Below are 12,559 nucleotides of genomic sequence, written 5' to 3'. Positions count from 1 at the left end.
GAAATATCCGTACTTCCAGCAAGAGATGTCAAATGACACAAATGGATTTTCCACCTCATTCCTCGATGGAGATCGACAACCGGTTCCGGGACCTTGTTGGCCAGACAGCATGGGCCGCCCTACCCCACCGGGTACAACACCGATTTGGTCACTGTCTGGCCGACGGAGCCAGCGTAGTATATCAAGGCAAGGTGGTTGCGATGCGCATGAATGTGGCGGGTCGCCTCGTGGCACAGCTGGCCCGGCTGGTCGGGGGACCCTTGCCTTACGACACATCCTGCCTCGGTCAACCCGCAGTGGTAACCGTAACCGAAGACCGCGCTGGATGTGGGCAATTCTGGGTCCGGCAATATGGGCGTTCGGGGAGGTTTCCTCAGGTCATTCACAGTTCAAAACGGTTCACCGGGCCAACCGGGATCGAGGAATACATCGGAGCCGGAATCGGAATCACCTTGCGCGTCAGCACAGATCACTCCGGCATCTGTTTTCACAGCGACCACTACTTTGTTCAGGTGTGTCACCGAAAGCTCCGGCTGCCGTCATGGCTGCGCCCAGGTACCCTGACGATCGCGCACAAGGATCTCGGAGATGCGCGATTTCTTTTCTCATTAACCCTGCATAGCCGTCTGTTCGGGGAATTGATCCGGCAAGATGCGCTGTTTTTCGATAGGTAGGATCTGCTATGGACAACCCGCTTCTTTGGATTTTGATTTCAATTCAGGTTTTCATGGGCGCCTTCGATACGCTGGTGCATCATGAAGGTACTGAACGCCTTGCTTGGCGCCCGTCACAGAAAACGGAACTGCGCCTGCACAGCATCCGCAACTTTTTCTACACCGTGATCTTTCTGTGCTTTGCATGGCTCGAACCCCATGGCGCATTCACGATTGCATTAACCGCGATCCTTGGGCTTGAGGTCCTCATCACCCTTTGGGATTTTGTCGAAGAGGACATGACCCGCACCCTGCCTGGCAGCGAGCGGATCAATCACACCCTTCTGGCTTTGAACTACGGCGCGATACTGGCCCTTGCAGTCCCATATCTGTGGGTCTGGTCGGCTCTGCCAACCGCGCTCGTACCTGTCAGTTATGGTTGGTGGAGCGTCATGGCCACCCTCTCGGCAGTTGGCGTGGGGCTTTTCAGTGCGCGTGATCTGTTGGCGGCAAACCGAAGTGAGCGGTTAACAACCGGCAATCCCGCGACCCTTGTCGCGCAGCTCGAACCACGGCAACGTATTCTGGTCACTGGCGGCACCGGGTTCATCGGACAGCGGCTGGTTCAGGCGCTGGTCGCAGGCGGCCACTATGTCACCGTAATCACACGTGACCCGCGCAAGGCCGATACGTTGACCCACCCGGTGCGGATCATCACCAGCCTGCGTCAGATCCACAGCGCCGACCGGTTTGACGCCATCGTCAACCTTGCAGGCGAACCCGTCGCAAACGGCCTATGGACTGCCCAAAAACGGGCCCGCATCATCGAGTCACGCGTTGAGACTACCAAGGCGCTGGATGCATTGGTCCAAAGGCTTGATCACAAACCAGCTTGTCTGATCAACGGGTCGGCGGTTGGCTGGTATGGTTTGCGTCAGGATGAAAAATTGACAGAGGCATCAACTCCCTGCCCCGCCTTCGTTCACCAGATTTGTGAGGCTTGGGAACAGTCCGCAAACAAGATCGCGGAACAGGGTGTGCGGGTGGTGATCCTTCGCATCGGTCTTGTTCTGAGTGCTGAAGGCGGAATGTTGGCCCGCCTGCTCACGCCGTTTGAATTCTGTGGCGGCGGGATACTGGGAAATGGACAGCAATGGATGCCCTGGATTGAGCGTGATGACTTGGTACGGATCATCGCATTTACGCTTGCGCGTCACGACATCACAGGGCCTGTCAACGCAACGGCGCCGGAACCTGTTCGTAATGTCGATTTCACGCAGGCTCTGGCACAGGCATTGAATCGGCCAGCTTTCTTGCGGTTTCCTGAACGTCTGCTTGCGAGACTGCTGGGCGACATGGGGCGCGAAACGATGCTTGGCGGGCAGTGCGTTCTACCGACCCTGTTGCAGCGTCGCGGGTTTGTGTTTGCCCATCCAAAGTTGGCTCCAGCCCTGCGCGTAATCACCGGTGCGCGATCCTGCACCTCTGAAAGAAAGGCGCAAGAACGGCGGGCTTAGGCCACGCTTGTTGCAGGCGTTCGATCATTCAGGTCGCATCCACGCAACGCCGGGCTCAAGGTGATACCCCCATGGCAACCCGGCGTTGCGCCAACCATTCAGCGCCCTGACGCCGTTTGCATCCTTGTCGCCTTCGAACCCCTCAATCAGATTCCAGACGTTGCTGTATCCTGCAGCGCTGAGCATCCGCGTCGCCACGGCCGACCGCGCACCGGACCGGCATGTCACGAAAATCGCGGCATCTCTGGATTTACCCTTGGACGCCAGCAAGTCGTCGAATTCCGCCACAACATTTGGGTTGTTCGCCATGCGATATTGGCCGCTATTGGGATCAATCTGGTGCGTCACAATACCCAGCGGTATGATCTTATCAAGACCTGCGGGGTGTCCGACAAATGAAATCTCGATCGGGTCGCGTACGTCGACAAACAGAATCTCGGGATCACCGCGCAAAGCCGCGTGCGCCTCACCAGGTGCCAGATATAGGCCCAGAGGCGTGCGCTGCCTGTCGCTGAGCCCCGCAGGATCAATCGTCGTTTCGATACCACTGGCAGCCGACACCAATGAGGCCGAACCGATCAGCACACTGGCCGTGCCCAGTTTCAAAACAGCCCGACGGGATGGCAGTGTCGGCATCCTCATTACCCGGCCTTTTTGTTGGTGCACAGGCCCAGCATCGCATAGATCGGGCAGAACTTGATAAACGCAGTCACGACGAACACCGCGCCCAACCAGCCCCAGACACCGATGGTCCCGGTCAAGGCGAGCAGGATAAGCACACCCCCTAGAATCAGACGCAGAATACGGTCGGCTGAACCGACATTGGACGTGAATTGCATGTTCGAATCTCCTTGATGAAGTGACCCGAGATTCGCAGATTTTGGCCCCCGTTTATGTGACCGGATCACACAGCGTCTAATCTGGCATGGCGCCGTAAGGCGGGGAGATTCCGCACATGAATGACACCTCGTTTCAGCCCCACCCACCCCCGTCGTTCGAAATCCTTGAGGATACGGGACATGACCTCTCGGGCGCTGCCAAGTTCGGTTGCAATACGTTGGTGCGTGGTGTGGATGTCCGGCCCTTGCCAGCTTTGGTCTACAAGCCATTGAGCCAGCTTCTGATCCATCCGGTTCAGCAACAGATCGTCGATGACCTCGGACAATTCCACAATGCGCTGCGAAAAAGCCGTGAAGACCGCTGCCCTGAATTCAGCGTCCGTGGCCAGCAGGTCGTTAAAGCGGTCACGCCCGATTGCCAGTGCGGTCACCCGTCCTTCGGCATAGCCAAACCCCGAATAGGGAATGTTCGACAACATGCAGGATGTGGTCATAACGCAGCTGTCATTCGGCCCCACCCGGTACAGAACCACCGTTCGACCTGATGGGCTGGTCTGTTCGACCCGAACGATCCCCGCACGGAGGATCAGAAACACCTCACCATACGCGCCCGGGGCAAATAGTGTGGCACCATCTGCGATTTCAACGCGTGTTCCCACAGTTTCCAGTCGGTCCAGAATGGCGTCGGTCCAGTTCTGCAGGGTCACGGTGGTATCTCCGTTAGGTTCCTGCGGTCATTTAGCTGCAAAATGCCAAAGCAAAAACCTGCGCAGCCTGTGACAAACCCGCCCTGTTTCTTGTCCGGTTGACAGCTGCCGACCTAGACCATTTGCTTCGCGACGACATCCGGCATGACCAGCCTTCTGACGCCATGCACCTCATGCCGCCACCCGGCCCGAGCCATTGAGCACGGCCATCACCATCGGCCCGGGCGAGAATTCCCCCAGCGCCACTTTACCCGCCAGCGCCGCCAGATATCCGTCGGGACTTTTGATTTTACCAGACCTTTGCAGAATACAGGCTACTGTCACAGCCGCAGTTTCAGCCCCCATCAGCTCTTGCGTTTCGTCCCATGCCGAGAAGCTGATCCCCATCATACCACGCACATAGCCAGCCGCAGCGCAGTTCCTCTTTGTCGATACGCGGGATCTCGGGTGCTGCCTACATGGCTGCAATCGGCATTGCCAACTTGTTGCCGTGGCTCGCCGTTGTAGCGCCCCATTATGATCCAGTCTTCTCACCTGCCTCGCCCAAAAGGCTTCCGCTTTCCTTGTGCAATCATTGCATACGCGGTGTGGGCCAATCATCGATTTGCTCCGAGCACGATCGATGTTGAAGATCTTCTGGCGGTGCGGGGCATCATTGTCAGCCGTGAAACTGTGCGAACGTGGGTAAATCGGTTCGGCTGCCGTTTGAAACTTGAATGTCGAAACGCAATTCAGCCTTCGCAAAACAAGTTGGCGATATCGGGCGACCAGTTCGTCGTCTTGTATTTCACAGGCGTTCAACTGTTCATGCTTCCCAGTTATCATACTGTATTAACAAGATTAATCCCTCGATCGATTTGCGCGGCAAAGTCTGTTGAGAGGTTATGATTGGCCCTGACTTGTCATCATATATTCATTTTCAGTTCAGTATTTCTTCATGCCGATGACAGGTCCAGGTTGGGTTACAGCGGTTATCTTCGATAAGATTGCGCTAGCTAGTGTGCACGAAGGATAGGAACTGGATGGTCCCGAGATCGCCTGACCAACGTTCAATGAGATCTAACAGCTGTTTTCTGCCCATAAAGGGCTGCGCTTTGTCGGAAGACCAAGGGCCTGCAACACTATCGATTGCAAGATTGTACGGGAAGCGCAGATGAGAGTCACAAGTATCATTAATACGTTCGCTATGCTCATGTTGCTGCTTGCGCTTGGTGGAACTGGATTGGCTTATTGGTCAGCCGAGCGAACAAAATTTTTTAGCACCCGAACCGCACTCGCAAACCGGTCTTATGAAGCGCATCTTCAGCTCAGTTCGAACATCTATCAATTGTTCAAGCAATATGGCGATGCGATGTTGATCGGCGACCGTGATCGTGGCGCGGGAGAAGCGGAACTTATTATCCGTATTCGCGCAAACATCTCAACAATCCGAGGTGTCATCGCAGAAGAGATCGAACTGGTAGGCGATGAGGAGTTTGAAGAACTTGAATTGCTGTCACGTATTGAGCGGCGAATAGAGGATGTCATACAAAAATTCGAAAACGCCATTCAGGGCGATGTACCCGACGGTTTCAGCCGCAACTGGTCAGCGCTCTCATCACTTTTGGATCATGATATCGACCGTGATTTCCGAGTGATGATTGGCGAAGCGCTGGACGAGGAATTGGAGGAGGTCGAGGAAACGCGCGCGGATACCGAAGCGCATATTGTTTTGATTGAAAGAATAGCGTTTCTGTTCGCGATTTTGTCCGTCATCGTGACCATTTTGTCTATTGCATCATATCGTCGAAGTATCGCCAAGCCTTTGGCCCATCTGATACAAGGGGTTCGGGAGTTTTCGCACGGAAATTTCGCCAACCTGATAAATCTTAAGGGAAAAACTGAGATTTCGGAGATCGGGCAAGTCCTGGATGACATGGCGATCAAAGTCGAAAGTCGTACGCAGGAGCTTAGAAATCATAATGCGGCCCTTGAAGCAGCTGTGGCGAACAGAACCCGGGAACTGGAGCGGTTGTTGGACGAAGCACAGAGTTCAGAGGCCGCCCGGCGTCAGTTGCTGGCCGATGTCAGTCATGAATTGCGCACCCCCCTGACGATCATTCAGGGCGAATGCGACGTCACCCTGCGAGGAGACGAGAAACCGGCCGAAGAATATCAGCAGGCCTTGCGGCGCGCGCGCGATACCGCGAAGCACACCAATCGCCTTGTCGACGATCTGCTGTTTGTTTCTCGGCAGGAAGCCGGAATGGTCAAGCTGGAGATGGAGGAAACCAATCTTGGCGACCTCGTATCTGATACGGCGTCTCTTTTTGACGCTTCGGTGTCCATCAAGATAGATGTCGACAACGCAATCCTGCGCGTCGACCCACATCGTATCCGCCAGGCGGTCTTTGCGCTGATGCAGAATGCAAGGCGTTACGGAGGTGAGGAATTGTCGGTGCGGGTTGATCAATCGCCCGCCGGATATTCCATCGCTGTGGAAGATCGCGGTCCGGGTATGGACGATGCAGAGAAAAAGCGTGCCTTTGACAGGTTTTTTCGCGGATCGAATGCGGCGGACTCGGATGGTTCGGGCACCGGGCTGGGCCTACCGATCGTGCGGGCCATCGTCGAAGCACATGGCGGCAAAGCCACCTTGCTTGATCGTGAGGGCGGTGGTTTGATCTCACTGATTAAATTGCCCAAGGGTACGCACCTTTCCACTGTTGAAGGCGGTTTGCCCGTAAGGCGGAAAACAGTTAACTAGGATGGGTATCCGATCGCCCTCATCTCCGGGCACCCAAACCTTCCCATAAAAGCGGCAGCGCTCAATGGTATGCTCACCGCTGATCAACGATGGCGGAAATAGTGAACATTCTTTTGATAGAAGACGAGGCGAAGGTTGCGGATTTCATACGCAGAGGGTTGAAATCAGAAGGCTGGTCCGTGGAACACACTTTCGATGGCGAAACTGGTTTGGAACTCCTCAAGGGTCGCGATTTTGATGTCGTCGTTCTTGACCTCATGCTGCCGGGTATTTCGGGTCTTGATGTCTGTCAGAAGATGCGTGCCCGCAAAAACCACACACCAGTTCTGATGCTGACTGCGCTCGATGCAACTGACGAGCGGATTGCCGGCCTGAAGACCGGAGCCGACGATTACCTACCGAAGCCTTTCGACTTTGAAGAATTACTGGCTCGTATTGAAGCACTGTATCGCCGGGTTGAAAAATACTCTGGCCACGATGCCGAGAAAGAACTGTCGCATAGCGGGCTCCATTTCGATCGGACCGCTATGATGCTGACCGTTGACGGAAATGAGATTGAACTGTCATCGAAAGAGCGTGAGCTGATCTCATTGTTTCTGTCCAACGAGCGCCGGGTTCTGAGCCGCGAGCGAATCCTGAATGCCGTGTGGAACATGCAGGAAGACCCGATGACAAATGTAGTCGACGTCTATGTCGGGCGTCTGCGCAAGAAGCTGGTACCCTATGACCATCTGATCGCAACGGTACGCGGGGCCGGGTACCGTTTCGGCTGAGACAGGTAGGCGCAGTCGGTTTTTGTCGGGCCAGTAAAGACAAGTGTCATTGTCACCAACCATTCATGAAGATGTAATACGCGCGTAACTCGCCAGTCAGGACGAGTTCAATCGATCTGAGCAAAACTTGATCCATAAGGTGCCCACACCAAGGATCAAAAAAATGCTCGAACAAATTCTCGCCCCGGAAACCCCCATTCGCTTTCTGATTAACATCATCGCAATGATGGTGCTGGTCTTCGGATTGTATTACCGCCGCTACCGAGACAAGGAACTGGTGACCGCCGCGTCGCTGTTCAATGTCTTCGCTTTCGGGGTTTTGACCGTCCTGTCATCGGTTGAATTCAGCCTGGCGGCGGGGTTCGGACTGTTCGCTATCCTAGCACTGTTCACACTGCGGTCGGAACAGATTTCAAAAGTCGAAATCACGTATTTCTTCGGTTCCATCGCGATCGCAGTCATTTGCTCGATTCAAGGTACCGAACTGGCATTTGTCGGTGTGATTGTCACCTTGGTCCTGCTGGGTGCCTGGGCGCTGGATCATCCGCGCATTCTACAATCCGCCGATGGCGTCAAGATCACGCTGGATAAGATTGACTCGCACGCCCTGTCGGATCCCGAAGCCATGCGTACAGACCTGTCCAAGCGTCTGGGCGTTGACGTGATGTCCTATCAAATCACGGCGCTCGATTACATCAACGACATGGCGCGCATCAACGTGTTCTTCCGCAAAACCTGAGCCCTCAATCAAGGACATTGACATGAATACCAACATAGCAAAAACGCTCGCCAGTTTCGAAACGATCAGTCTTGATGAACTGAACAGCAAGGCGGCAATGCTCGAACGGTTGGACAACAAATATATCCTGCCCGCGGATGCGTTCAGACCCGCCCTTGAGAAGTTTTCCGAACATTTTGATGTTCTCGAAATCGAAGGAAAGCGCGCCTTCACCTATGCAACCAAATACTACGACGATGACGAGCTGCGCGGTTATTACGACCATCATCAGGGACGCCGCAAACGCTGTAAAGTTCGGGTCCGGGAATATGTTGATGCTGGCTTCAGCTATCTGGAAGTGAAGCTGAAAGACAAGCGCAAGGTCACCGTAAAAAAGCGGCTGAAGGTCAAAGATCATGCCAACCCTCTGAACGAACAGGCGGTGGAATTCATCGAGGAAAACTACCGCGACATTTACTCGGAGAGCTTTGGCAAATCACTGCATCCGGTGATCGCAATGCAATACGAGCGCATCACCCTGGTCGCCAGGGAAGGTGGCGAACGCATGACCATCGACACCAACTTGCATTTTGAGGCCAACGGAACCTCTCGTGCGGTGCAGCCCGACATGTTCATCATCGAGACAAAATCCGCGCGCGGCAACGGAATTGCCGACAAAATCCTGCGCGGGCTGCATCTACATCCAACAAAGCGCTGCTCAAAATATTGCATCGGCATGGCTTCGACCGGTGCAGTTGAACGTCAAAACAAATTTCTGCCGGCACTGAGAAGGCTCCGTCTCGCCGGTGCGCAGGGCGCTTAAACCCAAAAATAATGGGAGGAACATACAATGTCTGATTCAGCTCTGAACACCCCACTCACAACCGCGAACCCAGAACCATCGGTCGCGATGTCCAAACCAATCCAGCGGATCATACTCTGCCTGGCTTTTATCGCCGCCGCCGTAGGGTATGCATATTTTCGCGGTGGTGAGTTTGGTATTCTTTTCGCCATCACCGCTGGGTTCGGGGCCTATATGGCCCTGAATATTGGGGCAAATGACGTTGCCAACAATGTCGGTCCCACCGTTGGGGCCAAGGTCATGACATTGGGCGCCGCGCTTGTCATGGCGGCCGCGTTCGAAGCACTTGGCGCCATTGTCGCTGGCGGCAATGTCGTGGGAACCGTGCGCGCTGGCATTGTCGATCCCTCGCTGATTTCGGATCAGATGGTTTATGTTTGGGTCATGATGGCCGCCTTGCTGGCTGCGGCGACCTGGCTGAATCTCGCAACCATGGTTGGTGCGCCAGTCTCTACAACGCATTCCATCGTCGGTGGCGTTTTAGGGGCGGGTGTTGCCGCCGCCGGGTTTTCGGTCGTCAACTGGGCGGTCGTTACCAATATCGTGGCAAGCTGGGTAGTGTCGCCAATGCTTGGCGCCGTTCTGGCCGCAATCTGCCTCTATGTTGTGAAGCGGGCGATCACTTATCAGAGCGACATTCTGAGTGCCGCGAAACGGGCCATTCCCCTGCTGGTGGCCGCAATGACCATGAGCTTTACTACATTCCTGCTGGTCAAGGGTCTGAAAAAGATCGTTTCGGTCGATCTGATGACCATTGCAGCCTTGAGCTTTGCCCTGGCTGTGGTTGCGTGGTTCGTGATGCAGGTCATAGTAACCCGTCAGGCAAAAGCTCTTGAAAACACTAAGACCAGTGTGAACCGATTGCTGGCCGTGCCGCTCATTCTTGCCGCCGCTGCGCTCAGTTTCGCCCATGGGTCCAATGACGTTGCAAACGCTATCGGGCCGCTTGCGGGCATCGTTGATGCCTTGTCCAGTGGTGATGTGAGTGCCAAGGCGGGTATCCCGTTCTGGCTGCTGGCCATCGGCGCTATTGGTCTGGCCATTGGCCTTCTGGCTTTCGGACCCCGCGTGATCCGCACTATCGGATCCGAACTGACACATCTCGACGCCATCCGCGCCTACTGCATTGCCATGGCGGCCACGCTGACGGTCATTCTCGCCAGTCAGCTCGGCCTGCCTGTCAGCACCACTCACGTAACCGTAGGCGCGGTCCTGGGGGTGGGTTTCCTGCGCGAGCGGATCAAGGCACGGTACGAAGGTATCCTGCACGAAATCCACGAAGCCCACCCCAACGGCGATACCGATAGTGTGGATACGTTCCTGAAGCGGTTCCACGCCACGCCGTTCATCGAGCGCAGCGCGATGCTGAAGGAGCTGAAGCTGAAGACGCGCATGGGTCAAAGCGATGTGACCAAGCTCGATCGCAAGACAATCACGCGCCTGCACAAGCGCGATCTTGTCGATCGCTCGCTGGTGCTGAAAATCTTTGCGGCCTGGATCATCACGGTTCCTGCAACAGCAGCCATTTCCGCAGTCGTCTACTTCACCCTGCGCGGGATCATGCTCCCCTAAGCCAAGGTACCACCCCGGCAAATCCTTTGTCGGGGTGTGCACAATCTCAATCGGACCTTAAGTCACAGGACACTACGAATGACCATTTCACCATCCAGACGTTTTCTTCCTTCATTTGTTTACGCGCTGGCGCTGTCTCTCAGCTCTGGCACAACTGTCTTGCACGCAGAAGTGACGTCGACGCAGTCTGCGGGTCTGAACGCAACCCTTCTGGATCATCAAATCCTGAGTGGCATCCGCATCGACGACATCAAGTTCTCGGAAGCCTCGGGGGCGTCTTATGACCATGATGACCATTTGCTACGCATCGTCTCTGACAGGACCAGACTGTTTTCATTTTCGCTCTCGGTTGCAGATGGAAAGTTCGACGCGATCGAACCGGTCTCGGCCGTCAAGTTGAGGGATGCAGATGGCACCCAGATGCGCCGCATCGACTTCAATACCGAGGGACTTGCGATGCATAACGCAGACAATGGGATAACCGGGGATGCCAGCATAATTGTGGTCAGCGAAAGCGGCCCATCGATTGCGCAGTTCACCCTGGATGGGCAGTTGATATCTTATATCAGTGTCCCCTCGGCACTGCGCGATCCGGAACTTCAACGCAGCGCCAAGGACGGGCTTGAATCTTTCGCACAGCATCCGGTCTTCGGAATGCTGACCGCCCCCGAAGAGCCGCTGCGCACAGAGCCGCGACAAACGCATACGATTTATGGTGCCGCCGGCAAGCTGTTTTCCTTTGATGTTTCTGAAGTTGGATCGACCAGCATCAAAGGTCTTGAAGTACTACCTGATGGTCGCATCGTCATCTTGGAAAACCTGAAATCCAAGGACAAGGCAGTTCTAACACCCATTCTCAGATTGTTGGATCCGGTCGGTTGCGATGCTGATCTATGTCCAACGCGCTGGGCCGCTGTGCCGATTCCCGGAGTGCCGGACGCGAAATTCGAAGGCGTCGCCGATATCGGTAACGGAATGCTCGTCATCGTGAGCGACGACAAGATAGACGGCATGCACCGCACTGTATTTGGACTGGTAGAACTGTGGGACGATTGAAAGATATCCGGATCAGCATAAACCCCGGGTAGACAGATCTCTAAAACTCCGAGGCGCGTAGGTGACTAATTACATCGAACTCTGGAACGATCCCACTGGTTGTCCAATTCCCCAAAGACATACGCGACCCACTTTTTCAAGAACGAGTGGCAAGCTGCCGTTGATCATCGCGGCGACAAGCCATGGACGAAAATCTCGAAGAGTCCGCGAACGAAGCGAGAGCAGTCCGAAAAAATGGGTGGGATCCCGACACGTTGGCGCACTTGGGGTACGGTCATCGAGCGTTTGAGTTATTCTAGCGTTCTCGATCCAAACGATACTTTGAGAGAATTAGGCCAGTGTTGGGAAAGGTCACAAAGGAAGACCTTGATGAATTGGTTCAAGGTTATCGCGCCGACCCACAATCGCTCCCACGTTGGGAGGGGACGCGGATCAGCCCAACAAGCCTGTTGGGGGTGCAAAACCTTTACTCGATGCCGTAACCCGGCTTCCTCGAAACTCCTTTTTTCAGCGTCGAGATCATCGACCACGAAGGCGATAAGCGCGTAGCCGTAGCTCGCCACCAGTTTGGTCGCTAGACAGGGGCGTTTCTTGAATTTGGATTTCCGCGAATGCTGGTTCTTGGTCTACTTCGATCTGCTTTAAGACGTGGTGTGCATTTGCGCTTTTCCAATCGTAAACCATTGGAAGGGGGATCTTACAACCGGTGGCGACTTGGTTGGCCGTCAATTCATTGGTCATCAACTTGTAGACGATGGCCCTCTTAAAGAGCGCGGGCCAGAGCTTCTTTCCGGTTTTCGAAACAGGGATGGAATATCCAAAGGCGTAGAAGACATCTCCTATCTTCTTGTCGCTCGAAAGCTCGTTTCGGGTGTGTGCGTTCATGATGCTCGTGTCCTCTTGGATGCATCATAAAATCAGGGCGTTCTTGAGGTAAGTTGCTATCTAAGGGGTCAGATGCAACGCTTCCAGCACAACGCAGAGCGCCTCACGTGATGTGAGTCTAAATGCGCGATATCTATCTGGTTAGTTTTATTGATTGTGGGAGTAGGCTTTGAACCTGTGACCTTCAGGTTATGAGCCTGACGAGGTGAAGACGTTAAGCAATTGATCCAG

Annotated in this window: 13 protein-coding genes and 1 pseudogene; 9 read left to right on the top strand and 5 right to left on the bottom strand. The window is 54.8% G+C overall.

The annotated features are described in order from the left end of the window. The first annotated feature begins 32 nt into the window (after positions 1-32). Together HW561_RS00065 and HW561_RS00060 are read left to right on the top strand one after the other, a co-directional pair. Positions 33-674, top strand: a complete 642-nt coding sequence (locus HW561_RS00065; RefSeq protein ID WP_211198485.1) for a DUF4166 domain-containing protein — start codon at positions 33-35, stop codon at positions 672-674. A gap of 8 nt (positions 675-682) precedes the next feature. Next, positions 683-2,170, top strand: a complete 1,488-nt coding sequence (locus HW561_RS00060; RefSeq protein ID WP_176861142.1) for a TIGR01777 family oxidoreductase — start codon at positions 683-685, stop codon at positions 2,168-2,170. A 24-nt stretch (positions 2,171-2,194) separates the two neighbouring features. Here the strand turns inward: HW561_RS00060 and HW561_RS00055 are convergent, their stop codons facing one another. The 4 genes from HW561_RS00055 to repC form a co-directional block, all read right to left on the bottom strand. Next, positions 2,195-2,806, bottom strand: coding sequence for a rhodanese-like domain-containing protein (locus HW561_RS00055; protein ID WP_176861141.1), 612 nt, complete (start codon positions 2,804-2,806; stop codon positions 2,195-2,197). 5 nt (positions 2,807-2,811) lie between these two features. Then, positions 2,812-3,009 carry a YgaP family membrane protein gene (locus HW561_RS00050; protein WP_176861140.1) on the bottom strand — a complete coding sequence of 66 codons (198 nt, stop codon included), beginning with the start codon at positions 3,007-3,009 and terminating at the stop codon, positions 2,812-2,814. Between the two features lie 65 nt (positions 3,010-3,074). Further along, a complete protein-coding gene (locus tag HW561_RS00045) occupies positions 3,075-3,716 on the bottom strand; it encodes a Crp/Fnr family transcriptional regulator (RefSeq protein WP_176861139.1) in 642 nt (213 codons plus the stop codon). A gap of 171 nt (positions 3,717-3,887) precedes the next feature. Then, complete coding sequence (repC, locus tag HW561_RS24105) at positions 3,888-4,316, bottom strand: replication initiation protein RepC (RefSeq protein WP_176861138.1); 429 nt, start codon at positions 4,314-4,316, stop codon at positions 3,888-3,890. Here repC and HW561_RS23805 point away from each other — a divergent pair. The 7 genes and pseudogenes from HW561_RS23805 to HW561_RS00010 form a co-directional block, all read left to right on the top strand. Next, a pseudogene (locus HW561_RS23805) lies at positions 4,233-4,421 on the top strand (IS6 family transposase); the annotation flags it as partial. The gene repC and the pseudogene HW561_RS23805 overlap by 84 nt on opposite strands. 448 nt (positions 4,422-4,869) lie before the next feature. Continuing rightward, positions 4,870-6,462: a sensor histidine kinase gene (locus HW561_RS00035; RefSeq protein WP_176861137.1), complete on the top strand. Its 1,593-nt coding sequence runs from the start codon at positions 4,870-4,872 to the stop codon at positions 6,460-6,462. 101 nt (positions 6,463-6,563) lie between these two features. Then, a complete protein-coding gene (locus HW561_RS00030; protein WP_176861136.1) occupies positions 6,564-7,235 on the top strand; it encodes a response regulator transcription factor in 672 nt (223 codons plus the stop codon). Positions 7,236-7,398: 163 nt separating this feature from the next. Further along, on the top strand, positions 7,399-7,974 hold the full coding sequence (locus tag HW561_RS00025; RefSeq protein ID WP_211198482.1) for a DUF4956 domain-containing protein: 576 nt from the start codon (positions 7,399-7,401) through the stop codon (positions 7,972-7,974). A gap of 97 nt (positions 7,975-8,071) precedes the next feature. Then, positions 8,072-8,776 (top strand): polyphosphate polymerase domain-containing protein, encoded by a 705-nt coding sequence (locus HW561_RS00020; RefSeq protein WP_211198481.1) that lies wholly within the window; start codon positions 8,072-8,074, stop codon positions 8,774-8,776. A 27-nt stretch (positions 8,777-8,803) separates the two neighbouring features. Further along, positions 8,804-10,387 carry an inorganic phosphate transporter gene (locus tag HW561_RS00015; protein ID WP_176861134.1) on the top strand — a complete coding sequence of 528 codons (1,584 nt, stop codon included), beginning with the start codon at positions 8,804-8,806 and terminating at the stop codon, positions 10,385-10,387. Between the two features lie 78 nt (positions 10,388-10,465). After that, positions 10,466-11,443, top strand: coding sequence for an esterase-like activity of phytase family protein (locus HW561_RS00010; protein ID WP_176861133.1), 978 nt, complete (start codon positions 10,466-10,468; stop codon positions 11,441-11,443). Positions 11,444-11,962: 519 nt separating this feature from the next. On the opposite strand, the gene HW561_RS00005 is transcribed toward HW561_RS00010, so the two are convergent. Further along, a complete protein-coding gene (locus HW561_RS00005; RefSeq protein ID WP_176861132.1) occupies positions 11,963-12,328 on the bottom strand; it encodes a hypothetical protein in 366 nt (121 codons plus the stop codon). Positions 12,329-12,559: the final 231 nt, after the last annotated feature.

Source organism: Ruegeria haliotis (assembly GCF_013377785.1).
Taxonomy (GTDB): Bacteria; Pseudomonadota; Alphaproteobacteria; order Rhodobacterales; family Rhodobacteraceae; genus Ruegeria; species Ruegeria haliotis.
The sequence above is the reverse complement of the archived record's forward strand: the minus strand, read 5'-3'. Positions and strand labels throughout refer to the sequence as shown.

Excerpts from the sequence above, each read along its gene's own strand:
- HW561_RS00010 (WP_176861133.1), top strand. The coding sequence starts at position 10,466 with ATGACCATTTCACCATCCAGACGTTTTCTTCCTTCATTTGTTTACGCG.
- HW561_RS00035 (WP_176861137.1), top strand. The coding sequence starts at position 4,870 with ATGAGAGTCACAAGTATCATTAATACGTTCGCTATGCTCATGTTGCTG.
- HW561_RS00055 (WP_176861141.1), bottom strand. The coding sequence starts at position 2,806 with ATGCCGACACTGCCATCCCGTCGGGCTGTTTTGAAACTGGGCACGGCC.
- repC (WP_176861138.1), bottom strand. The coding sequence starts at position 4,316 with ATGATTGGCCCACACCGCGTATGCAATGATTGCACAAGGAAAGCGGAA.
- HW561_RS00060 (WP_176861142.1), top strand. The coding sequence starts at position 683 with ATGGACAACCCGCTTCTTTGGATTTTGATTTCAATTCAGGTTTTCATG.
- HW561_RS00050 (WP_176861140.1), bottom strand. The coding sequence starts at position 3,009 with ATGCAATTCACGTCCAATGTCGGTTCAGCCGACCGTATTCTGCGTCTG.
- HW561_RS00065 (WP_211198485.1), top strand. The coding sequence starts at position 33 with ATGACACAAATGGATTTTCCACCTCATTCCTCGATGGAGATCGACAAC.
- HW561_RS00025 (WP_211198482.1), top strand. The coding sequence starts at position 7,399 with ATGCTCGAACAAATTCTCGCCCCGGAAACCCCCATTCGCTTTCTGATT.
- HW561_RS00005 (WP_176861132.1), bottom strand. The coding sequence starts at position 12,328 with ATGAACGCACACACCCGAAACGAGCTTTCGAGCGACAAGAAGATAGGA.
- HW561_RS00015 (WP_176861134.1), top strand. The coding sequence starts at position 8,804 with ATGTCTGATTCAGCTCTGAACACCCCACTCACAACCGCGAACCCAGAA.
- HW561_RS00020 (WP_211198481.1), top strand. The coding sequence starts at position 8,072 with ATGCTCGAACGGTTGGACAACAAATATATCCTGCCCGCGGATGCGTTC.